26 protein-coding genes and 1 riboswitch are annotated in these 25,901 nt (G+C 34.4%); of the genes, 10 read left to right on the forward strand and 16 right to left on the reverse strand.

What is annotated here, in order from left to right:
* The first annotated feature begins 38 nt into the window (after window positions 1-38).
* Window positions 39-1,649: a hypothetical protein gene (locus ACM6F9_RS16525; RefSeq protein WP_414846725.1), complete on the forward strand. Its 1,611-nt coding sequence runs from the start codon at window positions 39-41 to the stop codon at window positions 1,647-1,649.
* A gap of 527 nt (window positions 1,650-2,176) precedes the next feature.
* On the opposite strand, the gene ACM6F9_RS16530 is transcribed toward ACM6F9_RS16525, so the two are convergent.
* The 4 genes from ACM6F9_RS16530 to ACM6F9_RS16545 all read right to left on the reverse strand — a co-directional run bounded on the left by ACM6F9_RS16530 (window position 2,177) and on the right by ACM6F9_RS16545 (window position 5,022).
* Complete coding sequence (locus ACM6F9_RS16530) at window positions 2,177-2,458, reverse strand: helix-turn-helix domain-containing protein (protein ID WP_414846726.1); 282 nt, start codon at window positions 2,456-2,458, stop codon at window positions 2,177-2,179.
* A 74-nt stretch (window positions 2,459-2,532) separates the two neighbouring features.
* Entirely contained in the window at window positions 2,533-2,973 is a 441-nt protein-coding gene (locus tag ACM6F9_RS16535; protein WP_414846727.1) for a transposase, read from the reverse strand.
* 333 nt (window positions 2,974-3,306) lie between these two features.
* Complete coding sequence (locus ACM6F9_RS16540) at window positions 3,307-4,341, reverse strand: hypothetical protein (protein ID WP_414846728.1); 1,035 nt, start codon at window positions 4,339-4,341, stop codon at window positions 3,307-3,309.
* Between the two features lie 78 nt (window positions 4,342-4,419).
* A complete protein-coding gene (locus tag ACM6F9_RS16545) occupies window positions 4,420-5,022 on the reverse strand; it encodes a hypothetical protein (RefSeq protein WP_414846729.1) in 603 nt (200 codons plus the stop codon).
* Between the two features lie 295 nt (window positions 5,023-5,317).
* On the opposite strand from ACM6F9_RS16545, the gene ACM6F9_RS16550 reads away from it, so the two are divergent.
* A complete protein-coding gene (locus ACM6F9_RS16550) occupies window positions 5,318-6,577 on the forward strand; it encodes a phage integrase SAM-like domain-containing protein (protein WP_414846730.1) in 1,260 nt (419 codons plus the stop codon).
* Between the two features lie 220 nt (window positions 6,578-6,797).
* Here the strand turns inward: ACM6F9_RS16550 and ACM6F9_RS16555 are convergent, their stop codons facing one another.
* The gene (locus tag ACM6F9_RS16555) at window positions 6,798-6,944 is read right to left on the reverse strand and encodes a bacteriocin-like protein (protein WP_414846731.1); all 147 of its coding nucleotides are present in this window, start codon (window positions 6,942-6,944) and stop codon (window positions 6,798-6,800) included.
* A 27-nt stretch (window positions 6,945-6,971) separates the two neighbouring features.
* The gene (locus tag ACM6F9_RS16560) at window positions 6,972-7,115 is read right to left on the reverse strand and encodes a bacteriocin-like protein (RefSeq protein WP_414846732.1); all 144 of its coding nucleotides are present in this window, start codon (window positions 7,113-7,115) and stop codon (window positions 6,972-6,974) included.
* Between the two features lie 287 nt (window positions 7,116-7,402).
* Here ACM6F9_RS16560 and ACM6F9_RS16565 point away from each other — a divergent pair, with 287 nt between their 5' ends.
* The 3 genes from ACM6F9_RS16565 to ACM6F9_RS16575 all read left to right on the forward strand — a co-directional run bounded on the left by ACM6F9_RS16565 (window position 7,403) and on the right by ACM6F9_RS16575 (window position 9,286).
* Window positions 7,403-8,263 carry an alpha/beta fold hydrolase gene (locus ACM6F9_RS16565; protein WP_414846733.1) on the forward strand — a complete coding sequence of 287 codons (861 nt, stop codon included), beginning with the start codon at window positions 7,403-7,405 and terminating at the stop codon, window positions 8,261-8,263.
* 7 nt (window positions 8,264-8,270) lie between these two features.
* Window positions 8,271-8,639, forward strand: coding sequence for a VOC family protein (locus tag ACM6F9_RS16570; RefSeq protein ID WP_414846734.1), 369 nt, complete (start codon window positions 8,271-8,273; stop codon window positions 8,637-8,639).
* 110 nt (window positions 8,640-8,749) lie between these two features.
* Window positions 8,750-9,286 (forward strand): hypothetical protein, encoded by a 537-nt coding sequence (locus ACM6F9_RS16575; protein ID WP_414846735.1) that lies wholly within the window; start codon window positions 8,750-8,752, stop codon window positions 9,284-9,286.
* Window positions 9,287-9,372: 86 nt separating this feature from the next.
* Here the strand turns inward: ACM6F9_RS16575 and ACM6F9_RS16580 are convergent, their stop codons facing one another.
* Complete coding sequence (locus tag ACM6F9_RS16580; protein ID WP_414846736.1) at window positions 9,373-9,834, reverse strand: Lrp/AsnC family transcriptional regulator; 462 nt, start codon at window positions 9,832-9,834, stop codon at window positions 9,373-9,375.
* A gap of 195 nt (window positions 9,835-10,029) precedes the next feature.
* Window positions 10,030-10,216: riboswitch (cobalamin riboswitch) on the forward strand.
* 174 nt (window positions 10,217-10,390) lie between these two features.
* Between ACM6F9_RS16580 and metE the strand changes: the two genes are divergently transcribed.
* Together metE and ACM6F9_RS16590 are read left to right on the forward strand one after the other, a co-directional pair.
* A complete protein-coding gene (gene metE, locus ACM6F9_RS16585) occupies window positions 10,391-12,694 on the forward strand; it encodes a 5-methyltetrahydropteroyltriglutamate--homocysteine S-methyltransferase (protein WP_414846737.1) in 2,304 nt (767 codons plus the stop codon).
* 210 nt (window positions 12,695-12,904) lie between these two features.
* The gene (locus ACM6F9_RS16590) at window positions 12,905-13,615 is read left to right on the forward strand and encodes a hypothetical protein (protein WP_414846738.1); all 711 of its coding nucleotides are present in this window, start codon (window positions 12,905-12,907) and stop codon (window positions 13,613-13,615) included.
* Between the two features lies 1 nt (window position 13,616).
* Here ACM6F9_RS16590 and ACM6F9_RS16595 read toward each other — a convergent pair whose 3' ends face one another.
* Both ACM6F9_RS16595 and ACM6F9_RS16600 read right to left on the reverse strand, forming a co-directional pair.
* Window positions 13,617-14,414: a helix-turn-helix domain-containing protein gene (locus ACM6F9_RS16595; RefSeq protein WP_414846739.1), complete on the reverse strand. Its 798-nt coding sequence runs from the start codon at window positions 14,412-14,414 to the stop codon at window positions 13,617-13,619.
* A gap of 124 nt (window positions 14,415-14,538) precedes the next feature.
* Complete coding sequence (locus ACM6F9_RS16600; RefSeq protein WP_414846740.1) at window positions 14,539-15,954, reverse strand: aldehyde dehydrogenase family protein; 1,416 nt, start codon at window positions 15,952-15,954, stop codon at window positions 14,539-14,541.
* Window positions 15,955-16,440: 486 nt separating this feature from the next.
* Here ACM6F9_RS16600 and ACM6F9_RS16605 point away from each other — a divergent pair, with 486 nt between their 5' ends.
* Window positions 16,441-17,085 carry a DUF1062 domain-containing protein gene (locus ACM6F9_RS16605; protein ID WP_414846741.1) on the forward strand — a complete coding sequence of 215 codons (645 nt, stop codon included), beginning with the start codon at window positions 16,441-16,443 and terminating at the stop codon, window positions 17,083-17,085.
* Window positions 17,086-17,136: 51 nt separating this feature from the next.
* On the opposite strand, the gene ACM6F9_RS16610 is transcribed toward ACM6F9_RS16605, so the two are convergent.
* The 6 genes from ACM6F9_RS16610 to ACM6F9_RS16635 form a co-directional block, all read right to left on the reverse strand.
* Window positions 17,137-18,375 (reverse strand): RNA polymerase sigma factor, encoded by a 1,239-nt coding sequence (locus ACM6F9_RS16610; protein WP_414846742.1) that lies wholly within the window; start codon window positions 18,373-18,375, stop codon window positions 17,137-17,139.
* A gap of 130 nt (window positions 18,376-18,505) precedes the next feature.
* A complete protein-coding gene (locus ACM6F9_RS16615) occupies window positions 18,506-19,459 on the reverse strand; it encodes an alpha/beta hydrolase (protein ID WP_414846743.1) in 954 nt (317 codons plus the stop codon).
* Between the two features lie 281 nt (window positions 19,460-19,740).
* Entirely contained in the window at window positions 19,741-20,289 is a 549-nt protein-coding gene (locus ACM6F9_RS16620) for a Crp/Fnr family transcriptional regulator (protein WP_414846744.1), read from the reverse strand.
* 482 nt (window positions 20,290-20,771) lie between these two features.
* Window positions 20,772-21,173 (reverse strand): DoxX family protein, encoded by a 402-nt coding sequence (locus tag ACM6F9_RS16625; RefSeq protein ID WP_129036631.1) that lies wholly within the window; start codon window positions 21,171-21,173, stop codon window positions 20,772-20,774.
* 13 nt (window positions 21,174-21,186) lie between these two features.
* Window positions 21,187-21,807, reverse strand: a complete 621-nt coding sequence (locus ACM6F9_RS16630; protein ID WP_414846745.1) for a hypothetical protein — start codon at window positions 21,805-21,807, stop codon at window positions 21,187-21,189.
* 65 nt (window positions 21,808-21,872) lie between these two features.
* On the reverse strand, window positions 21,873-22,469 hold the full coding sequence (locus tag ACM6F9_RS16635; RefSeq protein WP_414846746.1) for a Crp/Fnr family transcriptional regulator: 597 nt from the start codon (window positions 22,467-22,469) through the stop codon (window positions 21,873-21,875).
* Window positions 22,470-22,640: 171 nt separating this feature from the next.
* On the opposite strand from ACM6F9_RS16635, the gene ACM6F9_RS16640 reads away from it, so the two are divergent.
* Together ACM6F9_RS16640 and ACM6F9_RS16645 are read left to right on the forward strand one after the other, a co-directional pair.
* On the forward strand, window positions 22,641-23,696 hold the full coding sequence (locus ACM6F9_RS16640) for a helix-turn-helix domain-containing protein (RefSeq protein WP_414846747.1): 1,056 nt from the start codon (window positions 22,641-22,643) through the stop codon (window positions 23,694-23,696).
* Between the two features lie 119 nt (window positions 23,697-23,815).
* Window positions 23,816-25,456, forward strand: a complete 1,641-nt coding sequence (locus tag ACM6F9_RS16645) for a serine hydrolase domain-containing protein (protein ID WP_414846748.1) — start codon at window positions 23,816-23,818, stop codon at window positions 25,454-25,456.
* A gap of 71 nt (window positions 25,457-25,527) precedes the next feature.
* Here ACM6F9_RS16645 and ACM6F9_RS16650 read toward each other — a convergent pair whose 3' ends face one another.
* Entirely contained in the window at window positions 25,528-25,845 is a 318-nt protein-coding gene (locus ACM6F9_RS16650; protein WP_414846749.1) for a hypothetical protein, read from the reverse strand.
* Window positions 25,846-25,901: the final 56 nt, after the last annotated feature.

The following is a 25,901-nucleotide window of genomic DNA, read 5'->3' on the forward strand; positions in this document are numbered from 1 at the left end:
TGGCTATCTATTTTTACTTGAAAATTTTTTTAATATTTATGGAAGAGGACCTATTTAGCTTAAATGAGCAACACAATTTGATTAATAAACGTTTCATCAAAGATGGTTGGATCACGGTTTATTGTGGTCACAACGAAGGCGAGGGTGTGGATTCTTGTATTTATAGTTTATTAGTTAAACCTGAATATCTCAGTAAATATATGGAAAACCGTAATTGGGGTATTCATTGTGGTAGTGAGGGACATCCAAGTATAATTACACATTATAAAGACGGTAGCTCAATTACAGAATATTATCGCTTTGCGGAAGAAGGAATGGAGCCTTTCGTTTTTCCAAAATGGTTTAGTCACAATCGCGAACGTTATGTCGATGTTTCACAGGAGTTCGTGAATTATTTTAATTTGTATGAAAAATCATCTTCCAAACAAATACGTAGTTACTTTTATATAGATGATTTGGGAGATGAAGAAGAAGCGATTAGCGTTAAGGAGCGTGAAGTTAAGATTAAACTAAAGTTTGTTGCAGAGTACCTTGCAGTTCGTAAAATTCATCTTTCATTGTGTTTTGATTTTATGATGATTACGGACAAGGATGGAACTGGAAGATCTCTTGTATACAAAGATCAGGATTTTATTGGAGAAACTTTTAACTACAACCACTTGATTAGGTTTGTACTGGGACTTGATAATCGCAGTTACCAAAGTTGGATTATAGGAAAAACATTGTTGAAATATGATCCGGCTAAAAGCCAAACTTTTCATTTTGAAGTGAATGAAGATGCTCACGAAACTTTCATTATTGGATATAACGAAGATGGAAGTGAAAAGCTGATACCCTGCAATTCGGAAGAATATAAATTTTTTACACCAGTGTTTTTTAAAAAGACTGTACTAAATAAGTATTATGATAATCCCCAAAAGTATACTGTGAATGGTTTCCATATCAGTTCGAGTTTTATTACTTTAAAAATAGATAATAATCACGATGATTATGTAATGGTGTTTTTAAATGATTTAAGAACGCTTCCCCAAAAAGAACAATTACATTGGAAACATCATAATATTGCGCCTGAACCAGGAATGGGACTCAGCGGTTCCTATTATGACACAATGATTATGGGTAAATGGGCACGAGATTCAGATGCTGTTGATGTAAGATTAAAAGAAAAATATAAACGGTTTAATGAACAATGGTTTAATAAATACGGTTGGTATTTTTATAAAATGCAGGTAGGTACTGATCAACAACATTTTGACGCCTTGCATGTTCCTTCAGAAAATACTGTTACCTCATTTTCAGATCAATTATTAACTTTGGTAAAGCTCACCATTGATAGCCTGAACGAAGAAATGTTGATAAAAGGATTATCAAAAGTAGAAAATGAAAAAGGTATTGCTAAGCTTGAGCGCTTTCTGGAAAGTAAAGATATAGAGATTCCTGATATGATTAAATTTTTACGAAATCTACAAGATCTTCGTTCGGGAATGATAGCACATAGGTTTAGTAATTCTAATAAAAATGTCAAGAGAGCAGTAGATTATTTTGGACTGAATAATGAGAATTACAGGGAAGTAGCTTTGGATATTTTTGTTAAATCATTGCATACTCTCAATACACTAACTAAACTGTTTCTAGATGAAGAAGAATAATTGTCTCAGTTATTTATATTTATTAACCTAATTTAATTAATGTAAAGTATTTGGCGTTCTTTTTTCTTCCAAGAATTGGAGAAAAATTATTTACAGCAGATTTCTTTTCCCCTACGAAGAGCTTAAGAGTTCTAAACTTAAATCACAAAAAAAGACATATATGTTGAATTTATTTGTGAAAAAAAGTATAAATTAGCATTAGTTAAAACAAACGCTCTTACAAACTTATTCAAAAAGTGACCTATTCGGTGACCTATAAAATAAGAGAACAGCATAAAGCCGATGGTGAGGACTTTTTCTGAAAAGATACAAGTCCCTCACTCTCCGCTAAGAGGGTCTTTTATTAAGATCCTCTTTTTTTGTGTATAAATAATCTATATTCATTATCTTAAGTGATTAAATAGGTTTAGAAGCTTTAAAAGATACCTTATTAGTCTTACCAAAATTTTAAGATTGCTGCTAAAATTTAATCCCAAACCTAGGCTCGGGATTAAAAAATAAAGCTCTAAAAAACTCTAATATATTTTTTAAATATTAACAAAAAACAGTCTTTTCCATTTGGTTATTGTATTTCGGCTTAAATTAAAATGCTTGGCCAGCTGAATGTTATTCAATCCTTTTTTCTTCTGATATGCCAATATTTCTAGTATTGAATTTTTATCATAGGAACGCAGCCGCTGATTGATAATTTTGGAATCTGATAGTGTAGAATCGAATAAAAGCTCATTCAGATGGATAACATCTAAAATACTTAGATTTTCTTTCTCTAAAATACTTTTACATAACGCTAATTTGTCAGGATATTTCATTATAATTATATCCTTATAGATCTTTTTGTAATCGGGGGGCATGCTCATAGTTTTATCATGAAAATATTTATGTTCTATGAACCGAGCTTATTAGAACTGTTTTTGCTGATCCATTTGTATAAAGTAGTCTTTGGTATTTTATAATCATTGATAATTTCTAGTTTCGTCTTTTTACCACTTGATATTAATTCCAATATAAAGTGTATGACTTCCCGGGTGTAAATATGCTTTCTGAAATCTGGAAGTCTTGACTTTCTACTCTTAGAATTTTTTTTATTTATATTGGAGGGAGGAGAATACAATATCAAATGCTGGCTGTAAAGCCTGAAATAATCATATTCTAACAATTTACTCCACCGAAGTAAAAAGTAAGTATTGATTTCTTTACTTTCATACATTTCCGAAACCTCCAGCTCGTTTATTTCGAGAAAATTACAAATCCGCTCTATGCTGATATCCAGATCATTAACACGCAATTGAATCAGCTTTCCTATATGTATATCTTTAAAATCCATTTATTATAATTTTTTTGAGGTAAACAAACTCTCTCGGATCACCTTTATTATAAATTAAAAAAAGAGAAGAGAGAGAGTTTGTAAAAGGAAATATTTAAAAACAATATTTATATACGCCGAATTAAAAGTTCCTTTTAATGGAATCAATGTGCTTATAAGAATTGTTTTTTCAAAATAATTTCTAACTGGTATTTCTGAAATACATAGCATTCAATTGATACAAAGGATGCTAATTTTTCACATAATATTTGGATTTTAGAAAAATTAAAAACTGTATAATTAAAGCTATTATTATACTGTAGAAATTGATTGAGTTAAATATTCTGATTAAGTTTATAATCCTGATGGAGCAGGAGCACTGCCTGCTGTTGTTCCTCCAAGATTTGCCGTCACATCTGAAAGTGACTTAACCTGTGAATTATTAAGAACAAGACAATATATAGTCCATGTTCCATTATTGGCAGATCCACCGCCACTATAATCTGCTGTAAGTCTCCAGGTTCCACCAGAGATAAATGCATTAACGTTAACAGGATTGTATGTGCTGGCATTAGTACTGGTTATAAATTGCTCACTAAAGCTGCTTCCTACAACCACTACAGTGTAATTGGTTGTAGAAATATTAGTATTAAAGTCACTTATCCAATCTTTATTAACATTGCTTATGACATACTTTACATAACTAAAAGCTTTATTGTTAGTTGTTGTACCAGCTACCATCACTTCTCCTGTACTGTTATCTCTTACTAATGTAGATACAGAAGATGAAGATGTCGAACTAGCGGTTCCAATTCTTACTTTGCCATTTACATCCAGCTGCTGCGTAGGAGCATTGGTTCCTATACCAATCCTGTCGTTTGTTGCATCAACACTAAAAGTATTATTGTCAAAATTAATGGCATCAGTTCCTGTAGCTGTTACAGCAAGTTTGTTAGTTGCTGTAACTCCTGAAATTGTAGTTGCTTCAATAAGAGCACCGCCTAATTTTACGTTGTTGCCTGACATTGTAAGTCCGTTATTTGCACTGTAAACAGATGACGTGGTGGAGTTAATAACTTTCTGCCAAATAATTCCGTCAAAATAATAATAACCTGCAGCAGTGATGTTGACGGTCTTAGTTGTTGATGAAGATACAGCAGCTGTAGCATAAACTAAAGCTCCTGTCTGGTTTGGTCCGTACTGTGCATCAGCAGCCTTAATCTGATCTCCTGTAAGTCTTGGAGCAATTACCCCTTCCGGTGTACTGCCGTCTGTGGTTTTGGCGGTGACATCCAAAGTAGCCTTTGGAGTGGTATTATTAATTCCAACTTGTGCGAATACAAGTCCTGTAAAAAGCAGACTTGTTATTAAAATAATTTTCTTTTTCATTTTTTTCATTATTTAAGTTTGATGCCATAGGCATTCTATAATAGTATTGTTTAATTTGATATTCGATTGTCGGCAAGGTCAGGATGTCATTGGCGGAGGTCGTGAGGAATAAGTAAAATTAAAATTTACCAATAACAGACTTCTATTTTTTGTTTTTGCGTTAAGCGGTTTCTCAAAGAAAGCCCATTGGTAAATGTTCCAAAGTTGTATTTTTATACTATTTTTATATTGTGTTTGAGGGAAATAAAGTTGCTGTATCGAATTATTCCAGAAAGAGAAGAAATTGATTTTTTTAAGCGGTTTAAAAAGAAATGTATTATAATGGACTAAATCTTTAGTTAAGGTCTTTGTTTTTAGATATTTTTTAGATATTTTATTAAGCCTTTTTAATTTTCCGCCTATGGTCTTTTCTAAGTCCCTTTTATTTTTAACATGAACAATAATAGAATTAGAATTTTCTTCTAATCCCCAAACTTTCACATCGTCTGAGACAAAAATCAATTCTTTTTTATCATCAGGTACTATTTTTAAAAAAGAACCATTTTCTTTTAACAAGCTGTCTTGTTGTGAGAATATTAAAATGGGATTAATCAGTAAGAAGAATAACAGAATCATTATACCTTTAGATTCTCTCCATAATGAAGAGATTTTGTGGTTGGGATATAGGTATAATGTTTCCAAAAATTGCGTTTTTTTTCATATTAGTCAATATTAGACTAATGTGAAAAATTTAAATATCTGTAATAAAATAGGTTACTTGGAAAAGGTTTGGAAAAAGTAAAAAACAGCAGTCTGAACTTGTGCATATTATGGGTAATATCAATAAAATGAACTCTTATTCAAATGTTGTTTAAATGTTTATTTTACAATAAATTATATAAATTGTTTTTACAGTTAAATTTAATTAGTACATTTGCAATGTTAGTCTAATATTGACTAATTATTTGTACTATTTTTGGCAAAAAAATAAATATCAATGTCTAATTTTGCCAGCCTAAAATTCTCTTTAAAAGAAAGTTCAGATCATATTTTCAGTAAAATCATTCTCACTATTCAAAAAAAATCTGAAAGTCATCATAAAGAAATGGTTTTTGAAACTCCATTTTTTATCAGTGAAGGAGACTGGGATTACGAAAGACAACGTCCAAAAAATATTTACTGCAAGAAATATAAAGAATTGAATTTTCTGCTTAACGAAATTAAAATTGAAATACAAAAACTCATTCAGTATTATACGAGACATCATAAAAATTTTCCCCAAAAAAAATTCTCTTCCCATATTGAAAATATCAGTAAATCGAAAATTTATTCTTATGAAAAAGAGTCATTACTTTATCTGGCATCCATGTATATTGAACAGAAAAAGAGTTCAATACAACTGTCGACTTATAGGAGATACATTGTCTTTATAAGACTTTTGCAGAATTTTGAAGGGCATCTAATGAAACGTCTAACTCTGCAAGATGTGAATGCGGAATTAGTAAAAAAATTTCAACATTTCGGTGTTTTGGAAAAATATACCCAAAGTACTGTTATAAGAACCCTTCATTTTGTGAAAACCATAATAAATTTTTCTGAAAGAAATGGATACCAGATTCCTGTTAGAAATCTTGATATTCCTAAGATAACCGCAAGAAAAAGATTATCTATACTTTCTGAACAGGAAATTGTAAAAATTAAAAGGGTTAAGCTTCCCCAGGAATTTGAAAATGCCCGAGACTGGCTGGTAATCAGTTGTTATACCGGGCAAAGAATATCAGATTTTATGAAATTCAACCTTGATCAGGTTTTAATGATAGATGGAAAAGCATGCATTTCTTTTATTCAACAGAAAACAGGAAAAGAGATGCTTATACCGCTGCATCCCATTGTTCTTAAAATTATCAAAAAGAATGGCGGTGTTTTTCCCAAGCCTATTGATGTAACTCATTATAATTCATTTATTAAAAATATTGCTCGGGCAGCAGGTATTAACAATACTATTAATATCCGTAAACGTAGTGGATACAGAAGTTATGAAACTATAACAGAAAAATGGGAAACGATGTCCAGCCACATCGGGCGAAGAAGTTTTGCCTCTAATTTCTATGGTAAAATTCCAACCCCTTTATTGATGCAGGCAACAGGACATAGTTCGGAGAAAATGTTTTTACACTACATTAATCCGCTCAATCATGAAAGAGTTCTTTCGCTAGGAAATTATTTTGAAAAAATCTATGAAGAAAGATTATTATGATTCAATATCCCAGAGTGTTCTATTTATAGTAATTGAGAAAAGGAGATTTCTCATTAACATTACATCCTGAAAAACGATATTTTGCCAGCCTTTTGCGCAGAGCCTCACGACATTGAGCTTTGTGAAATTTTTTCAATCTGAATATTTGGCTTGTATTTATAAATAAATGAAAGCCATTGCATCTGCAATGGCTTTATGTTGATAAGAAATTTCCTTTTTTTTAACTTAAAATCTCACATGGCGCTACACAATACACCCATGGGCATCTTTTAATTCCCGGAGGTGGGCAGCATGCTTCAGAACAGGTTGCCGCTCCGCCATTAATACTTTTCAATTGGTCTCTTGAAATTTTTTTAGAATTTTTCATAGTCAAGTTGTTGGGTTAAACATAAAATTATGGCTGATTTCCACCACCACATCCATCATAAGGCATACATTGCCATTTTCCTCCGATTAAACATAACTGGCCACCTCTGCAGTCAATTCCACCCTTAATTGTTTTCAATTCCTGTCTGTCGATTTTCTTTAAATTTTTCATAATAATTTTTAAGTTTAGTTCTATTCGAAATTAATCAAATTTTATCAACTATTGTAGAATTATTGTTAAAATATTTATTTTAAAATAAGTAATTGATTGGTGTTTTGTGATTATGGGGTGTGATTTTGTAAAATTAAATAAATGTAAAGTGTTTTGTGAAAGCTCCTTTTAGAAGAATTTATAATAAGTCGTTTCAATGAAATAAAATCTTGTCCTGTGGCAAGTCCGGTTTCATTGTAACCAGCTAATTTTGATAAAAAGTTTAATCCACCAAATCTGATAGTATTATGAAAACTTTATTCAAATTCTCTGCGCTACTGGTTTTAACCATTATCCTCACTGCATCTCAGGTATACGGACAAAAAGTAAAACCTTCTGAAAGTGGCTACGCATCTGTTAATGGCATCAAAGTTTACTACGAAGTTTATGGCAGTGGAAAGCCCATTGTGTTGCTGCATGGTGCTTTCATGACCATTGATATGAATTGGGGCGAATTGATTCCGGAGCTGTCTAAAAACAGAAAAGTAATAGCTCTTGAATTACAGGGACACGGACATTCTCCATTTTCAGAACGAAAACTATCACATGGTATTTTGGCCAGTGATGTTACAAAGGTAATGGACTATCTGAAAATTGATAAGGCAGATGTTGTGGGGTACAGCTTTGGAGGGGAAGTGGCTTATCAGCTGGCAATACAGAGTCCGGAAAGACTGAACAAACTGGTTATTATTTCGTCAACTTATAAAACAAGTGGCTGGCTGCCTGAAGTCAATAAAGCATTTGAAGGAATGAAACCTGATCTCTTTACAAACAGTCCTCTGCATACTGCCTACAATGCCGTAGCACCCGATAAAACAAAATGGACAAAATTTCTGGAGCAAATGATCGCTTCTGCCGGAAAGCCTTTTGATCTTGGTGATGATCATATTTCTAAGATACCGGCACCTGTTTTAATCATAGCTGGTGATAATGATGGATTGGATAAAACAGAACTTTCAAAGACCTATAAGTTATTAGGAGGTGACGTTTTTGCAGATATGGGAGCTATGCCAAAATCTCAATTGGCTATTGCTCCGGGGCAAACCCATGTGAGTCTTATGATGCAGACTACAATGATTCTTAATTACCTTAATGGTTTTTTAAAATAACTTGATGATGAATACAAAATTTGAAGCCGGAATTAATATCGCCATAAAAATTCCAAAAAGTAAATATGAAAAAACGGTTGCTTTTTACAGAGATATTTTAAAATTAGAAGTTGAAGAAAAACCTATTAAAAATCCTACTGTTTCCAGAACACACGAAGTAAAATTTGGCTATAACATTATATGGCTGGATTGTGTAGACAATTATACCCACTCTGAAACCTGGTTACAGCTTACAGTTCCTGATGTAGAAGCGGCTACGCAATATCTACAGTCGAATGGAGTAGAAACCTGTGATGAAATTGAGGAACTTCCTGAAAATATGCATTGGATTATTGATCCAGCGGGTACAGTGTTCAATTTGCAGCAAAAGGAATAAAATTGTGTATTCAGCCGGCTAGGCTATTTCGTAGAATTGTATTGGGTGAATTAGGTAATTTTAATACCTTTAGCCATCAAATCATTAAAATTTTAAATATCCTCATGCAGATGAAACCTTTCACTTTTATTGTAACAGTTTTTTTGCTTGTGTTAAGTGTAACAGCATTCTCACAGAAAACAGCAGCTTTAAATTCTTTACTAGACAAAAATTCAGAATTTGTCTTCCCGCAGACTACTGATAAAATATCAAAAGCATTGAACATAAAAACCGTTTTTTATGAAGATGCCAATGAGGAAAAGTATGCAAAATGGCCCATGAAGACCGGTTTAGAACTATATTGCAGTCTGGAAAAAGATAATACTGTTAATGAGATGTTTTTCACTACTTCAGATAATAAATCTTTAGTGGTAGAAGGACTTCCTTTTGGTCTTATTCTGAATAAAAGTACATTGCAGGATAGTAAAAACAGATTCAGTAAATACCATGCAAAAACACAGAAGCTGGGAGCAGACAGTGAATTTCCAGGAGGTTCAAAACTGGTTTTTAAGAAAGGAAAACATTATGCAACGTTACTTTTTGACAACAAAAACCTGTTGAAATCATTGGGTTTAACAACAGTACTTATTGATCCGGCAGCCAATTAATCGCTGGAAAATTTCAAAATAATAAAAAATCCGTCAAATAATGACGGATTTTTTTATGTATAGAGTGGTTGGATTATAAGAGAAATCTATATCGTTAATCCATGATTGTTTTTCACTTCAGCCATGACAAAAGTACTATGAGTACTTCCGATGGAATCTACGGATCCCAGTTTATTAAATACAAAATCCTGGTAATGTTTCATATCTCTTACCTGAACTTTCAGCAGGAAGTCAAAATCTCCGGAAATATTATAGCACTCAGCCACTTCTTCAATTTCTAAAATTTCTTTTACAAAATCATAACCCACAGATCTGTCGTGAATTTTCAATTTGATCTGACAGAAAACAGTAAATCCCCGGTTCAGTTTTTCAGCATCAAGAACTGCAGCATATCTTTTAACAAAACCATCTTGTTCCAGCCTTTTCACCCTTTCAAAAACAGGTGAAGTAGAGAGGTTCACTTCCTTTGCCAGTTCTTTAACGGTCAATTTGGCATTTTTCTGGAGCAGCCTGAGCAGCTGTAAATCCTTATTATCGAGTTGTTCCACAGAATATTATTCTTTTAAATGATTAAAACAGTCAAATGTAAAGAATTATATGCTTTTATTTGAATTTTTAAAAGTTTAATTTGCTTAATTATTTCTTATTGATTGTGCTTTTATTCTGTATTGCTAATTTTACACAAAATTAAAAACTTTTACTGATGACAGTTGTTAAAGGTAAAAGTACAGTTCTTTATAGATACTTCATCAAACAGGAAAGGTTTTACTTAAGGTAGATTAATAGGGAATCGTGTGAGAATCACGAGCTGTCGCGCAACTGTAAGTAACACACCAAAAGTTTCTGTCCTTGTATATCCACTGCCAAAAGCGGGAAGGATGACGGAAACTGTTACAAGTCAGGAGACCTGCCTTTACTGAATTGACAATGCTTTCGCGGTCTGAAGCTTTTGGGTCATACAGATGATATATCAGATATGTATTTTCTATCGAGTGGAAATACATTGCCTGCTATGTCACTACTTTCCTGAAATTTCTTCCGCAAAAACATGAAGAAGCATTTTAAAGGACTTTTCCAATAAGTTTAATTAAAAAGTTTTAAAAAATGCAAACTCACATTCTGGGCTATCCGCGTATTGGTAGCAAAAGAGAACTCAAAAAAGCCTGCGAGCAGTATTGGTCAGGTAAAATCCTTCTGGAAGAACTTCTGAATACCGGAAGAAATATCTGTAACCAAAACTGGAATATTCAGAAAGAAGCCGGAATAGACCTTATTCCGTGTAATGATTTTTCATATTATGATCAGGTATTAGATATGAGCCTTGTGGTTGGAGCAATCCCTACACGCTATCATGAAGTTGTGCTTAAGAAGAACAATTCTGAACTGGATCTTTATTTTGCCATGGCAAGAGGATATCAGAAAGATGGATTGGATATCACAGCAATGGAAATGACCAAATGGTTTGATACCAATTATCATTACATCGTTCCGGAATTTTATAAAAACCAGCAGTTTAAATTAAGCTCAGACAAAATTTTCAATGAATTTGCTGGGGCAAAACAAGCTGGAATCAATGCAAAACCTGTCATTATCGGATTGGTTTCTTATCTTCTTTTAGGAAAGGAAAAAGAAGAAGGATTTGATAAGTTAGATCTTGCCGGAAATCTTCTTCCAGTATACACAGAAATTTTAACCAAGCTTCAGGATCAGGGTGCTGAATGGATTCAGTTTGATGAACCTTTTCTGGCATTGGATTTAACTGAAAAAGCAAAAGAAATTTATCTTTCTGTATATACTGAAATAAGAAAACGTTTCCCGAAACTGAAATTTATTGTTGCCACTTATTTTGACGGATTAAAGGATAATGCATCGCTTGCTGTTTCACTTCCGGTGAACACACTACATATTGATCTGGTAAGAAATCCTGAACAGCTGGATGATATACTGAATGTTATTCCGGAAAGCTTAAGTCTTTCATTAGGGGTAATTGACGGCAGAAATATCTGGAAAAATAATTATGAAAAATCGCTGTCTTTCATCAGAAAAGCAGTTGAGAAATTAGGATCTGAAAGAATTTTCATCGCACCATCATGTTCATTGCTTCATTCACCGTGTGATCTGGATTTTGAAACCAGTCTTAATCCTGAAATCAAAAACTGGCTGGCTTTTGCCAAACAAAAAGTGGCGGAAGTGGTTACCCTTAAGGAACTGGCAGCAGGAACAGAAAATGAACAGATTCTTGAAGCATTCGAAGAAAATAAAAAATCAATTGAAAGCAGAAGAACCTCTTCTCTTATTCATAATGATCAGGTGAAGCAAAGAGCCAATGCTGTTACCGAAAAAGATGCTCAGAGAATAAATACCTTCAAAATTCGTAAAGAAGAACAGCAGGAAGTATTGCAGCTTCCTTTATTCCCAACCACAACCATTGGATCATTCCCGCAGACAACAGAGGTAAGAAGCTGGAGAGCACAATTCAAAAAAGGAGAGCTTACCGCAGAACAATATGATACTTTACTGAAAGAGGAAACTCAGAGAACAATCCGTTGGCAGGAAGACATCGGAATTGATGTATTGGTTCACGGGGAATTTGAGCGTAATGACATGGTAGAATACTTCGGAGAACAGCTGGAAGGATTTGTTTTCACTAAAAACGGATGGGTACAAAGCTATGGAAGCCGTTGTGTAAAACCTCCTGTGATCTTTGGTGATGTTTCCCGCCCGACTCCTATGACGGTTTATTGGTCTCAATATGCACAATCCCAGACTGAAAAATGGGTAAAAGGAATGCTGACAGGTCCGGTTACGATTTTACAATGGTCTTTTGTACGTGATGATCAGCCTCGTTCCGAAACGTGTAAGCAGATTGCTTTGGCGATCCGTGATGAAGTCGTGGATCTGGAAAAAGCTGGGATCAGGATTATTCAGATTGACGAACCTGCTATCAGAGAGGGACTTCCTTTAAGAAAAACAGACTGGCAGAATTATCTGAAATGGGCCGTGGAAGCCTTTAGAATTTCAGCAAGTGGAGTAGAGGATGCTACCCAAATCCATACCCATATGTGTTACTCGGAATTCAATGATATTATTGAAAATATCGCCGATATGGATGCAGACGTGATTACCATAGAATGCTCACGCTCTCAGATGGAATTACTGAATGCTTTTGCAGATTTCAAATATCCAAATGAAATTGGTCCTGGAGTATACGATATTCATTCACCAAGAGTTCCGTCAAAAGAAGAAATGATCGAGTTGTTGAGAAAGGCTCAGAATGTAATTCCTGCGAACCAGCTTTGGGTAAATCCGGACTGCGGACTGAAAACCAGACATTGGGACGAAACAGAAAAAGCTTTAATAGCAATGGTAGCTGCTGCTAAAGAAGCCTCTGTAGAATACGCACTTTAGAAAACTTTAGAAATAATTAGATACAATCACTCGGATCGTGCCATGATTTTCATGGCACGATTTATTGTAATAATCCCTGAAAACATTGATGAAATAAAGCTTTCACCATTCATTTATATAGTATATTTTTGACAGAAGACTCATTCTGACAGAAAGAAAGTCTTTATAATACTTTGAAAACTGATAACCAACGAACTATATATTTAACCAATGAAAGAATCATTTTCTGAAATGAGAGCAGAAACCTATAGCCCGGAATACATATCCAGATTACGATGGAGTATTGTTATTCTTTTTGGAACGATTGCGGTTGTTTTACTGGGATTTTTTATTGATGCTCTTTCAGATCCTTTTACAGACACTGCTTCTGATATGATTTTCTTTTTGCTCTTTCTTATTGCGGGTTCACTGGCGGGTTGGCTGGCGTATGAAATGACCAGAAATAAGGATGAGAAGATCAGTGGTCTCCTCATCAATCACCAGGGAATTCTTTTTCTCAACAGGAATGAAAAAGTGCTGTCAGCAATCAAATATTATGATTTGGTAAAGAGTGGAAACCCTTATACAAAAGATATGTTTTCTGAATCTGCTTCCAACGGAAAATACAGTGATTTCAGGAAAAATCTGTATGTTCATGAAAAAGATGAAAACGGAAAATCCAAAAAAAAATTGGTTAATCTTGATGTGATTCCGCTTAAAAACCGATATGATCTTATCGGACATTTTCTGAAAGGAGTAAAGATGTTCCGCCCTGATCTTAAAATTGATCCGGAAGTGTACAAGGACTTTTATCTTGATGAAAAAACACTCCGTTATGCTCCTGAAAATCTTAAAAGTGATATGAAGGTGAAAATCATTACAATAGCAGTTATTATCCTGGTGATTATTGCTTTCAGATACTTTTTTTTAGATGAGATTTAATTTATTTTGCCTGTAATGTGCTTGGAGGATAACCAAACTGTTTTTTAAAGGCAAAAGAGAAATGAGATAGGTTTTCAAACCCCAGATCCAGGTAAATATCAGAAACAGATCTGCCTTTTTGGGTAAGCAGAAAATGCGCTTCTTTTAATCTTCGAAGCTGCAGCCATTGTCTTGGAGGCACCCCGAATATCTTTTGAAAATCTCTTTTAAACGCAGACAAACTCCTTCCTGTTAAATAAGCAAAACGCTCTACATTCACATTGAAATGAAAATTCTTATTCATAAAAGCTTCAATATCTATTTTATACGGCTCAGAAAAATCAAATAAAATATCCTTAAGACCCGGATCATAATTAAGCAGCAGGAGTAAAGCTTCTTTCTGTTTAAGGCGCAGGATTTCTTCAGAAGCCGAAAGATCTTCATAGGCTAATAAGGAATACATAAAAGATTGTAATGTCTTTTGCTCCGGTTTTATATAAGCGGGAACATGTTCTTTTTTTTCTGCCTGATATCCATACTCCCGACTGAAATCTTGAAGCATAGCATCATCAAAATAAATGGATATTGTTCTGATTTCTCCATTTTTAGGAGGGTATTTTGCAAATTTCAATAAGCTGTTTTTCCTTGCGGAATAAAGCTCACCTTCCTTGAAAACTGTTTTTGTAATACCGTCATTAAGCTCCATTTCTCCGGACAGAACCAATCCGAGACTATGAATTTGCGCAAACTGTTCTCCTTCTCTGAATTCTGAAAAGTGACAGGAATAATTAATAGGAAAAGGAATTTTATTTTCGCTCATATCTCAGAAGGGTATTTCTTGATCGATTCTTCTTCAAACTTACAAAACTTTTTTATGATCATATCTTCAGCAGATATTAATATTCCTCAAAGCCCAATATTCATAGACTTTGAGGAATGTAATATTATACAAGAATGGCTTTGGGTTCCAGATAAGCTTCCAATCCGAATACTCCAAACTCACGTCCAATACCACTTTGTTTAAAGCCTCCGAAAGGAGCGTAAGGATCATGTGCAAACCCATTAATACAGATCCTTCCGGCATCAATCTGTGCTGCTACACGTTCCGCATGCGCTTGATCGGCAGAGCTAATATAAGCAGCAAGACCATACGTGGTATCATTGGCAATGGTAATCGCTTCTTCTTCATTGTTATATGGAATGATGGATAGTACAGGCCCAAAAATTTCCTCCTGAGCGATACGCATATCATTACGAACATTGGTAAAGATGGTAGCTTTTACGAAATTACCGTTTTCAAGACCTTCCGGCTTTCCTTCACCACCTGCAAGCAGAACGGCTCCCTCGTTCTGACCAAGGCGGATGTAGCTTTGTACTCTTTCAAACTGTTTGGCACTTACCATTGGGCCCACAAGGGTGTCTTCTTCGCCAGGATTTCCTACTTTTACCTGTTCAGCAGCTTTTTTAGCCAGTTCATTCACTTCATCCAGTCTGCTTTGGGGAACAAGAAGTCGGGTAGGAGCAATACAAGCCTGTCCGTTGTTCATATAAGCCCCGAAAACAGCCATAGGGATTGCTTTATCAAGATCGGCATCTTCCAGAATGATGTTTGGAGACTTTCCACCAAGCTCTAATGTTACTCTTTTCATGGTATCTACGGCTCCTTTTGCAATCGCTTTTCCAGTTATTGTAGATCCTGTGAAAGATATTTTTGCGATGTCCGGATGTTGAGTGATTTCAGCACCAACCACATTTCCCAATCCGTTAATGATATTGAATACTCCTTCAGGTAATCCTGCTTCATGAAAGCATTCTGTAAGCAGCTGAGTTTGTACCGCGCTCATCTCGCTTGGTTTGATAACAGCTGTACATCCGGCAGCAATGGCAGTGGCCAGTTTATTACAGATGAAACTGTTGCTGGCGTTCCATGGAGTAATAATTCCTACTACCCCTAAAGATTCAAAACGTACTTTAGAATGTCCCACTGTTCTTTCGAAATCATAAGATTCTAAGGTGTTGATGGTCGCTGTAAAAGATGAAATGGCATTTTGGACACTCATCCTGCAGAATTGCAATGTTCCTCCATATTCATTCACCATGGCAGAAACCAGCTCATCTTCTCTTTTGCTTACAGCTTCATGTAATTTTTTAAGAAGGCTGATTCTTTCTTCTTTTGTTGTTTTTGAAAATGTTTTAAAAGCTTTCTTTGCGGCTGCAATGGCCATTTGGGTATCTTCTTCATTTCCCAGCACTACTTCTCCGGTTTTCTGATTGGTAGTTGGGTTTATAAGATCAAAAGTTTCTGTCCCTTTTGGGGTAACGAATTCTCCGTTTACGTAAATTTTATTAATCTGTATCATTTTGATGATTTTAATACCACAAAGTTCGGGAGAAAGGAAAAGGATAGGTTTGTTGTATAGCTCAATTTTTATTTGTTGTATAGTTCATTTTACAGATTGTTAATTTTAATTTTTTGAATTTAAATGTGGAAACGCTCTGTTATTCAATAAAATTGACTACTTTTATCATAACCAAGTAATAACTCGTTTTGAGAACAACTCTTAAACTTATTTTGGCTTAGTATCAGTCTCCGTAACCACAGGCTGATCGTTCTTTCGTTTGGGTAACTCTGCCCGAACAGGTTTTCATTTCATCATATTATTTATCGTATTACCTATAAAGGTGGCTTTATCCTGGCTGTTTTGGCTTTGATAATTGCTGAATATACAGCAACTGTGACTTAAGAAATAATCATTAAGCTCTAATCCGGATGTATGTAACCCTCTTGTAATGCGTGAATAATATGGAAAAAATCCAACAAAGAATAATAAGCACCATTATAAGTTATGAGTACCCAACATAGCTGGGAGGTAAAAGTGAAAAATACTCCCTTACTCAAAAAGAAATGCAGTCATTGTGACAGCGAAAGATTTCAATGCAGCGATAAATTCAGATTGAATGCTCAGAAAAAAAATATTGATATATGGTTGATTTACCGATGTGTAAAATGCAATAATACCTATAATATGACGGTGTTTTCAAGAATCAGAACAGAATCTATCAGTAAAGAAATATTTAATAAATTTTCAGAAAATAATAGGGGAATTGCCTGGGAATATGCCTTTTCGCAGGAATTAATACGGAAAAATAATGCGGAAGCAGACTGGGAAAGTGTAGAATATGAAATTTTATATCCCAATCTCCTGGTAGAAGATCTTATTAATATGGACAGCGAGATGATTTCGTTTAAAATAAATTGTCCTTTTGATTTTAATATGAGGGTTTCAATGGTAATCCGTACATGTTTAGGTCTTTCATCCTCTAAATTGAATCAACTGCTGGATACAGATGCCGTTTATTTTAATGAAAAACTATTACAAAAGAAATATAAAATTAAAAACGGGATTACTGTTAAAATCAACAGACAAAAGCTTGTCAACCTTTATCTTATTGGTAAAGAGGATTTGTTCCTCAATACTGTAGATGATTAATAATTAAAGAAACCCTTCCGGTCATTGATCGGGAGGGTTTTTATTGATATCTTAATTTGATTGTTTTAAAAGATGAATCTGTTTCTGCAAAGTCTGTTTTTCCAGCTTTGATTTAGTCAGACGGATCGCTTCTTCATAATGATGAATAGCCTTATCAATATTGAGTTCTGAATATAAATACCCCAGCAACCCATGATAATATTCACTAGTGATGAGGTTGAGTTTTTCTGCCTCAATAAGTGCTTTTTCATTTCCATAGACTTTGGAAAAAGCAAAAGCCTTGTTTAAAGCAGTAACAGGAGAATATTCAATAATGATAAGCTGATTATACAGGTTTAAAATATGCAGCCATTTATCTTTACCGGCAGGAGATGTGTGCCAGTAAGCAATTCCTGCTTCCAGATGATATTTTGAAACTTCATTGCTGTGAGTCTGGCAGGCTTCTATAAGGTAATAATTGCCTTTTTCAATCAAGGCTTTATCCCATAAAGCTTCATCCTGTTCATCAAAAAGAATAGCTTCACCTTTATCATTAATCCTTGCTTCCAGCCTTGAGCTCTGAAAACACATCAAAGCGAGCAAAGCATTGGTATTGGGAGTATTGGTGAATTGATTATCTATAAGTATCAGGGCGAGCCTGATGGCTTCAAGACAAAGATCTTTGCGGATTAAAAGATCATTTGTTTTGGAAAAATAGCCTTCATTAAAGAGTAAATATAAAGTAGCCAGTACGGTTTCCAGGCGTTCGTGGATTTCCTGTTCACTTAAAGAATCTATTTTAAAATGATGGGCTCTGAGAGCGTTCCGGCCTCGTTGCAATCTTTTTTTAATGGTTTCGGTTTTGGAGAGAAAAGCATTGGCAATTTCTTCTACACTGAAGCCACAGAGAACTTGCAAAGCCAAACCTATTTGGGTTTCCTGGGAATTGATCGGATTACAGATGGCAAAAATCATTTCCAGCTGGCTGTCGGATATATTTTTGGTATCAAAATCTATTTCCTGAAGCTCTTTTTCAGCTGTTGTTATTTCAGCCAATTTGTTTTTTTCAATAATGGAAAGGTGTTTGAAATAATCTTTCGTTTTATTCTTTGCTACGGTGTAAAGCCAGGCTGCAGGATTGTCAGGAAGTCCGTTCACAGCCCAATATTCTGAGGCTTTCAGAAAAGTTTCGCTGGCAATATCTTCTGCAATTTCGATATGTTTTATATCAAATGTTTTGCAAAGTACTGCAACGATTTTGCTGTACTCAGTTCTGAATAAATGCGGGGTTATTTCATTCGGGTTTGCCATAGTTCATAAAAGGCTGTATCAAATTCCGTCATTAATATTACAGTTTACTAATCTCTCTGACTTCTACACTTCCTCCCAATAAAAGGATGGGACATTCTTTACATAAAGCTGTGGCTTCTTGAAAAGATTCTTAATCTTTGGTTTTTACTATTTCTGTGATTGCATTTTTCACTTTTTTAAATACATCTTGTGATTCTGGAATCGGAGGGAAAGCCATAAAAACATGAATTCCGCCCGTATACTCGTAAAGTTGTATATCACCACCTGCTGCTTTCATTTTCTTTTTAAAAAGGCGATTGTCTGGTAAAAGCATATCATATGTGCCAATATAAATTCTGATTGGTGGCAATCCCGTTAAATCACCATAAAGTGGACTTAAAATTGGCGACTTAGGATTGACATCATTAATCCACATTCTAGCTGCTTCACGACCACCTTCTAAACCAAGTATAACATCCATTTTTTCCAAATCAGACATTTCTGGATTTTCAAGTGTCATGTCAACACAAGGCGAAAAGGCAACCACAAGCTTAGGTAATGGAAGACCTAAATCTCTAAAATAGAAACACTGACCTATTGCTAACCCTCCGCCTGCTGAATCACCTGAAAGGATCACTTTATCTACAGGAGTTACCGCAATTACATTACGATAAACTTCTCCAAGAAATTCGTATGCCACCTTATGATTACTTTCAGGTGACAAAGGGTAAATAGGAACAGTAACCATTGCTCCATTGTCTTCGATCAATTGGTGAATCATATCCCAATGCGGTGCAATAAGTTCATGTACCCAGCCTCCACCGTGTGTATAAATAATATGCACTTCAGAACGTTTTTTCTTGGGTGTGAATGTATATACAGTATAACCTTTAATTTTTTCAGTTCGAATATCACAAGAATTTCGTAATTGTTCAGAGATTGGTGCTACTTCAGGATATTCTCTGCCTATAACATGCTTGAAAAAAAGTTCGATATCAGAAAACACTGCATTTGTTTTTTGATCTATAAAATATTGGCATGCTTTAGTCATTTCAGAACTTGGAATCGTTGTTACCAAGTCTTCATTTATTTGATTTGAACCCATAGTATGAGAATTGAATTTATTTTAATTAAGTATATTATATTTTATGATTAATAAAATTCAAAATTTGTTTCTAGAAATTACATTTTATAAGTTTTAATACAAAAGTGATATGTTTATTTATTAAGGGTATTGCTACAATCATCGTTTGCGACTTTGCAGAAATTACTAAATAGTCAATCAATTGTGATCTTACTTATTTTGCACGTTCTAATAAATTTTTAAATAATAAAGCAAAATTAAAAACAAAGAATTGCAGGACAATGCACAAAAATGTGCGAATTTTATAATTTCTTGATTGCTTGTGCAAAAGTATTTCTGTGTAAACCCAGAAATGAAGCAATGTAAGAGTAAGGAACCTTAGTCATAATTTCGGGTGAAGATTCTTGAATCAATTTTATTCTTTCTATTGCATCACAGTTCTGAAACATAGTAACTAGTTTTTGGGATTCTAAGAATTTTCTTTCTGCAGTTCTTTTCTCCAAATCCAAAAATTTAGAAAGCTTATCTTTTACTTCAAAGTAGTGCTTTCTGCTATAAAATAGTATTGTAGCATCTTCTAATACCTCTATTGTTTGAATGGCTGGTTTATCTTCTACAAAACACTCGTAATCAACAATCAGGTAATGTGAAGGTGAATAAAAGAATTGCATGAATTTTTTGTCAAAATTCTCGTTGGGTTTCCAGCCACCCAATATTCCACTTTCAAGAATACCAAGATGTTCCCAACACTTATTCGGTTGCGAAAAAATGGTTCCTTTTTTCAAAGATATTCTCTCACCCAGACTTAGAACATATTCTATTTCAGGAAATGTAAAACCGGTTTTTTCCATATTTTGAATAAATAAATGCATCGTTTGAGTAAAATTTTATGACTAACGTTAAATTTACAGATTTATTTCAGTAAATAATATGTCGATTCAAAATTCAATTGTTTCTATGGTTGAGAATTGCCAATATCGGTCTAGGTTTTGCGGAAAAAGAAAAAGAAAAGCTCAGTTTTACACTTCAAATCCATTTTTGTGTGTTAGCCTGCATTTGTTCGGGCGATGTCTTAGGCATAGACTTGTAGTCTGCACGGAAGACCAATAAGAATTCTTTCATTGTATTCAATTTTTTGATTCACCTTAATGACGACTGATTTTTGTAAAAGGGACATTTTCAAAAAATAGTATTGGAATGATTAAGTTTAATGTAAAAATACATAATGCAAACAAAGGCTAAAAGAATTTTTTAATTGCAATAAATAAAAAAATAAACCAGAATCCTGAGATCCTGATTTATCAATTAGTGAACAGAAAGTTTCTGGGGTATTTTAATCCCATTTATTTTGGGTTGAAACTGCATATTTTCCGGCACCGGTAAAGAAAAAACTTAGACTTACAAGCATATAAATTACGAGCAGTTCCAACGCCCAGCCTCCGAATTCATTAAGTTTAAAAATATTGGCTGTTTGGGCAAGAATAGTTGCAGTGAAGCAATTGGCAGCAAAAATCAATCCTGCCAGACGAGCCCGGAATCCTATGATCAGCATCACGGGAGCGATAATTTCTCCGGCAAATACTCCATAAGCAAAGAATGACGGTAATCCGTGCATGGTCATCATATCTTTAATAAAACCAACTCCATGAATCAGTTTACTGATTCCATAAACCGACATCGGAAATCCGATTGCAATTCTTGTGATAAGCATTCCTAAATCAATGTTCTTTTTCATTTCCTATAATTATTTAAAAGTTATATTTTACAAATGCCCCGATGTTTTCCAGGGTCTTTTTTCCGTTATTAAACTGATCGAAGTTAGAAGCCAGGCCATACATCATTTTATCCTGTTTTACACCTAATCTGATAAACTGAAGACCTCTGGGATATCCGCTGTCATCAAGGTTTCCAATAGCAAGCACACTGAAATACCCTTTAAAGTTTTCTGTCAGATACGGCGTATATTCAAACGATATGGACTGTTCCAGCGAAAATCCTTTCTGATAAGTAGTTCCTATAGAGTAGGAGAGTGAATAGGACGGCTGAATGATCTTATATTGCAGATAAGCACTGAAAAATGCTCCCGGATTTTTCATCCCAAATGCAGCATTGGCACTCAACCTTTTGGTAAAATTATAAGCGAGAGTATTTCTAATGAAAAATATATTCTCCTTATCTTTGGTGTATTCTGTATCAAATAGGGTGAGATTGTTCAATTTCAATCGATCATTCAGCTGATAATTGATATTGTGCATATAAGTATAGGAGCGGTGTCCTAAAACAAGATCCGGGGTATAGGAAAGTTTCTGTGCATTCAGACTCAGAGAAACTGATGCAAGAGCTGTTATGGCGATAATTTTTGCCTTCATATTTCACTCATTAAATTTCTGTGAGCAAAATTATTCGGGCTGGAGGGGAATAAACTTAAGAAATCTTAAGAAACGTCAGAGAGGTGTTTTTTTCTAAGGTAACTCAGATATTCTACGGTTATTCCAAGGTAGGAAGCAATCATATATTGAGGAAAACGCTGTTCGATATTGCGGTAGGTTGAGACAAATGTTCTGTATTTGGTGTAAGCATCTACACGGGAATGTTCAAATGTTCTTTCCTGTAAAGTAACATAAGCAGACTGCATTTTCAAGCGCCAGAATTCGGAAATCGCCGGAACTTCTTTGTATAATAATTCCAGGTTGCCTTTACTGATTTGTATGATCGTGGTATCTTCATTCGCCTGAATAAACATTCTTGATGGCAGTTCACTCAGATAGCTGTAAAGATCATTCACCCACCAGTTTTCAATACCTAGCTGAGTGGTGTTTTCTTTTCCTTTTTCATCAATATGATAAGCATACAGGCTTCCTTTTGCAATGAAACGCATATGTCTGGAAACCTGTCCTTCACGAAGAAGATATTCCTTCTTTTTAAGAGATGTAATTTCTAATTTTGATATGATACAGTCAATATCTTTATCTTCCAAAGAGACGATTTCTTTAAAGTGTTCTATCAGCTGTAAAAGTATTGTATCTGTCATTAAAATTTGTGCTTATAGCGTACAGATACAAATTTACATAAATATTAAAAATTTGTTTTGATAAAGTATGATGAACATGGGCAGAGGAAATAATAAGTTTTTGGAAAAAGTACTTTTCCAATGGGCTAAAATACTCAACAAGAAACTATTATTTGTAGTTTTGTGAATATCATGAAAATAGAGAATATGTCATTCATCAACGATTTAGGTAAAATTATTTTCTTCCTTTTTCTGCTGTTAAGCGCTTTTCTAATCACAGCAAAATCTGAAAGAAAACTACCGAATTATTTATTTGCTGCCTTTCTGTTGGTTTCTGTCATTGATCTTTCCGGGTTTTTCCTGACACCGCCTGACAATAAAATTATCAAAGGATTCAAACTGGCCAGTGTACTGCTGCAGATGCCGTTATACTATCTGTACGTTAATGCAGCGTGTTATTATAATTTTACTTTTCGTAAAAAACATCTTCTGCACGCATTACCTTTTTTGTTTTTTCTGATTTGGTTTGGCATAACAGGAATTTCGGAGCAAAATAACAACGTATTTGATATTGTTTCTACGGTTCAGTATTACTTTTATATCGTTGCTGTATTTTTTGAACTGAGGACTTTCAGAAAACTGTATCAGGAAAATTATTCCAGCAATCATCATCTTACTTATAAGTGGCTCTTGCAGACTACAATTCTCTTTTTGATTGGGAATACTTTTGTATTGATCAGGGAATTTTTGAAAGATAATGAAACTGCATTTTTATATTTATACACCCTGAACTCAATATTTGTATTATTTGTCATTAGCTGGTTTGTATTAAATGCTTTATACCGTCCCAATCTTCTGGCAGGGATCAATAAAGATCTTGTTCCGGTACAACAGGCTGAAGAATCTCTGAAAGAGGAGCCAGAACAGCTGAAAAGCCTTCTGAATTTTATGAAAACCGAAAATCCTTATCTGGATGACAAGCTGACTTTGCAGAAGCTGGCAGAACTGATTGGTATGCAGGAAAAGCAGTTGTCGGTCTTAATTAATAAGCATACGGGTAAACATTTTTTTGACTTTATTAATGAGTTCAGAATAAACAAAGCTAAAAATCTTCTCAAGGATCACCCTCAGCTTACGGTGCTTGAAGTTTTGTATGAAGTGGGGTTCAATTCAAAATCTTCATTTTATACAGCGTTTAAAAAAGAAACAGGTGTTACTCCTACAGATTACAGAAAATCAGTTGTTTAAATGGTGTCCGACTTTAAGTCGAACTGATTTTTCAGACAAAAAGAGTCCGATTTCCGATAGTCGGATATTTAAATCAGTACAAAGTTCCAGATTTGCTTCATCATTAAAATATAAAACAGATGAAACCACAAATCAGACTCCTATTGTTTCTTTTTGCCATCCTGAATACCGGGCTTTATTTCGGGCAGGTAACCCTGCAGGATAAAATTCACAAAGCAGATTCCGTATTGAGCATTTACTCCCAACCCAATGCTCCCGGAATGGCTGTAGGTATTATAAAAGATGGAAAAGTAATCTACAAAAAAACATACGGACTGGCGAATCTTGAAGACAAGATTCCAGTAACAGACTCTACAGCTTTTGATATTGCTTCTGTTTCAAAACAGTTTACTGCATTTATTACCCTTATGGCTGAAAAAGAAGGCAGATTATCGCTGGAAGATGACATCAGAAATTATCTGCCGGAGCTGAAGAATCTGCCTTATAAAATTACTATCAGACAGCTGGCTAATCATACCCATGGATTACCGGATTTTACAAGTATCAAAAGACTGCAGGGATTCGGAGATGAATTTAGAGTAACTAATGCTGAAGCCGTGAAAACTGTTTTGGCTATTAAAAGCATCAACTTTAAACCTGGTGATCAGTACAGCTATAACAATACCGGATTTATGCTGCTGGCGGAAATTCTTCACAGAGTTTATAAAAAAGATTTTGCACAAATACTTAAAGAATATATTCTCAAGCCATTGCATATGGATCGTACGATGGCAGTGAATGATCCTGTAAAAATTATACCCAATAGAGCAGAATCTTATCAGGAAAAGAGTTCCGGTTTTGTCAAAACACCTCTTGGGCAGATGGAAAATGGGTCTTCTAATATTTTTACCACTTTGAATGACCTTTGTATTTGGGCCGCCAATTTTCAGAAACCATTGATTGGAAGCCGGGAGATTTACAGTAAGATGCAGCAAAATACACTTTTGAATACTGGCGAGAAAATTGAATACGGGATGGGGTTGCAAACCGGAAAATATAAAGGATTGGATATTGTCTTTCACGGAGGCGGGACAGCCAGTTACAGATCGTATATTCTGCATGTTCCTGCTTATCATTTGTCTGTTGTACTGATGGGAAATAAAAGTGTTTTTGATGGTTTACTGGTTGCTTATGGGCTGGTAGATGTATTTCTTAAAGAGCAGCAGGTTCTTCCGGCATCTCCAGAGAAAGTATCTTATACGGCTGGTAAACTGAAGTCATTTGAAGGAATTTATGAAATCAATCCGGGAAACTATCTCGAAATAAAAACAGATGGCAAAAATCTATACTGGGATAATAATGAAACTCCTTTACAATTAGCAGGTGATAATAAATTTATTATTCCTTTCCTTCCAACAGGAAGCCTCACATTTCATACCGGGAACCTAACTTTCAGAATTGGAGATTTTACATTTACCTGTAAAAAAGTAGTATTAAAGTCTTTGAAAGAGAATGCTGTAGATCTTAATAAGTATATTGGATTCTATAGAAATGAAGAGTTTAATACTATTTATCAGTTAGTTGTAGAAAACAATAAACTGGTTGCCAGGCATTCAATCAATCCCGATATTCCTTTATACTTCCTGAGTGAATCAGAAATGTATTCCTATAAATCCCACTTCGGACGGCTTAGTTTTAAATACGATAAAAACAAAGCTATTTCAGGATTTATGCTTTCAGGAGCCAATTTTAACCAGATTGAATTTAAAAGAATAAAATAGCTCTCAAAAGTGCCATTCCGGATGTTTTTATAATTAAAACCCTGAATGACACTTTTTTAGTATAAAAGAACTTATTTGGCCTGTCCGATATCCAGTTTATCAAATTTACCTTCTGCATTTTTATGGAATTTGAAATAAGTCTGAAAGGTTCCCCATTTTCCAGCCTTAAAATTACCATATATATTTTTTCCATCATTTTCTACGCGGTCTATGCTAAGAAACATTTCATTACCCAGAGCATTGGAGAAGAAAGAGTTAAAATCTATAGAACGGCCATCATCGGTCATTGTCGGGTTTTCCGTAAAGAAACCGTACCAGCTTTTATCACCAGCTTGTAAAGCTTCAATGGCTTTTTTTACTTCCAGATCAGTTATTTTTGTTAAGTCCATTATTTGTTGTTTTTTTGAAGATTTTGGTTGAATATTTTGTTTCCTTGTGTTTGTAT

Origin of the sequence: Chryseobacterium sp. IT-36CA2, assembly GCF_949767875.1 — a bacterium.
Taxonomy (GTDB): Bacteria; Bacteroidota; Bacteroidia; order Flavobacteriales; family Weeksellaceae; genus Chryseobacterium.

Excerpts from the sequence above, each read along its gene's own strand:
- ACM6F9_RS16525 (WP_414846725.1), top strand. The coding sequence starts at position 39 with ATGGAAGAGGACCTATTTAGCTTAAATGAGCAACACAATTTGATTAAT.
- ACM6F9_RS16530 (WP_414846726.1), bottom strand. The coding sequence starts at position 2,458 with ATGAAATATCCTGACAAATTAGCGTTATGTAAAAGTATTTTAGAGAAA.
- ACM6F9_RS16535 (WP_414846727.1), bottom strand. The coding sequence starts at position 2,973 with ATGGATTTTAAAGATATACATATAGGAAAGCTGATTCAATTGCGTGTT.
- ACM6F9_RS16540 (WP_414846728.1), bottom strand. The coding sequence starts at position 4,341 with ATGAAAAAGAAAATTATTTTAATAACAAGTCTGCTTTTTACAGGACTT.
- ACM6F9_RS16550 (WP_414846730.1), top strand. The coding sequence starts at position 5,318 with ATGTCTAATTTTGCCAGCCTAAAATTCTCTTTAAAAGAAAGTTCAGAT.
- ACM6F9_RS16555 (WP_414846731.1), bottom strand. The coding sequence starts at position 6,944 with ATGAAAAATTCTAAAAAAATTTCAAGAGACCAATTGAAAAGTATTAAT.
- ACM6F9_RS16560 (WP_414846732.1), bottom strand. The coding sequence starts at position 7,115 with ATGAAAAATTTAAAGAAAATCGACAGACAGGAATTGAAAACAATTAAG.
- ACM6F9_RS16565 (WP_414846733.1), top strand. The coding sequence starts at position 7,403 with ATGAAAACTTTATTCAAATTCTCTGCGCTACTGGTTTTAACCATTATC.
- ACM6F9_RS16570 (WP_414846734.1), top strand. The coding sequence starts at position 8,271 with ATGAATACAAAATTTGAAGCCGGAATTAATATCGCCATAAAAATTCCA.
- ACM6F9_RS16575 (WP_414846735.1), top strand. The coding sequence starts at position 8,750 with ATGAAACCTTTCACTTTTATTGTAACAGTTTTTTTGCTTGTGTTAAGT.
- metE (WP_414846737.1), top strand. The coding sequence starts at position 10,391 with ATGCAAACTCACATTCTGGGCTATCCGCGTATTGGTAGCAAAAGAGAA.
- ACM6F9_RS16590 (WP_414846738.1), top strand. The coding sequence starts at position 12,905 with ATGAAAGAATCATTTTCTGAAATGAGAGCAGAAACCTATAGCCCGGAA.
- ACM6F9_RS16595 (WP_414846739.1), bottom strand. The coding sequence starts at position 14,414 with ATGAGCGAAAATAAAATTCCTTTTCCTATTAATTATTCCTGTCACTTT.
- ACM6F9_RS16600 (WP_414846740.1), bottom strand. The coding sequence starts at position 15,954 with ATGATACAGATTAATAAAATTTACGTAAACGGAGAATTCGTTACCCCA.
- ACM6F9_RS16605 (WP_414846741.1), top strand. The coding sequence starts at position 16,441 with ATGAGTACCCAACATAGCTGGGAGGTAAAAGTGAAAAATACTCCCTTA.
- ACM6F9_RS16610 (WP_414846742.1), bottom strand. The coding sequence starts at position 18,375 with ATGGCAAACCCGAATGAAATAACCCCGCATTTATTCAGAACTGAGTAC.
- ACM6F9_RS16615 (WP_414846743.1), bottom strand. The coding sequence starts at position 19,459 with ATGGGTTCAAATCAAATAAATGAAGACTTGGTAACAACGATTCCAAGT.
- ACM6F9_RS16620 (WP_414846744.1), bottom strand. The coding sequence starts at position 20,289 with ATGGAAAAAACCGGTTTTACATTTCCTGAAATAGAATATGTTCTAAGT.
- ACM6F9_RS16625 (WP_129036631.1), bottom strand. The coding sequence starts at position 21,173 with ATGAAAAAGAACATTGATTTAGGAATGCTTATCACAAGAATTGCAATC.
- ACM6F9_RS16630 (WP_414846745.1), bottom strand. The coding sequence starts at position 21,807 with ATGAAGGCAAAAATTATCGCCATAACAGCTCTTGCATCAGTTTCTCTG.
- ACM6F9_RS16635 (WP_414846746.1), bottom strand. The coding sequence starts at position 22,469 with ATGACAGATACAATACTTTTACAGCTGATAGAACACTTTAAAGAAATC.
- ACM6F9_RS16640 (WP_414846747.1), top strand. The coding sequence starts at position 22,641 with ATGAAAATAGAGAATATGTCATTCATCAACGATTTAGGTAAAATTATT.
- ACM6F9_RS16645 (WP_414846748.1), top strand. The coding sequence starts at position 23,816 with ATGAAACCACAAATCAGACTCCTATTGTTTCTTTTTGCCATCCTGAAT.
- ACM6F9_RS16650 (WP_414846749.1), bottom strand. The coding sequence starts at position 25,845 with ATGGACTTAACAAAAATAACTGATCTGGAAGTAAAAAAAGCCATTGAA.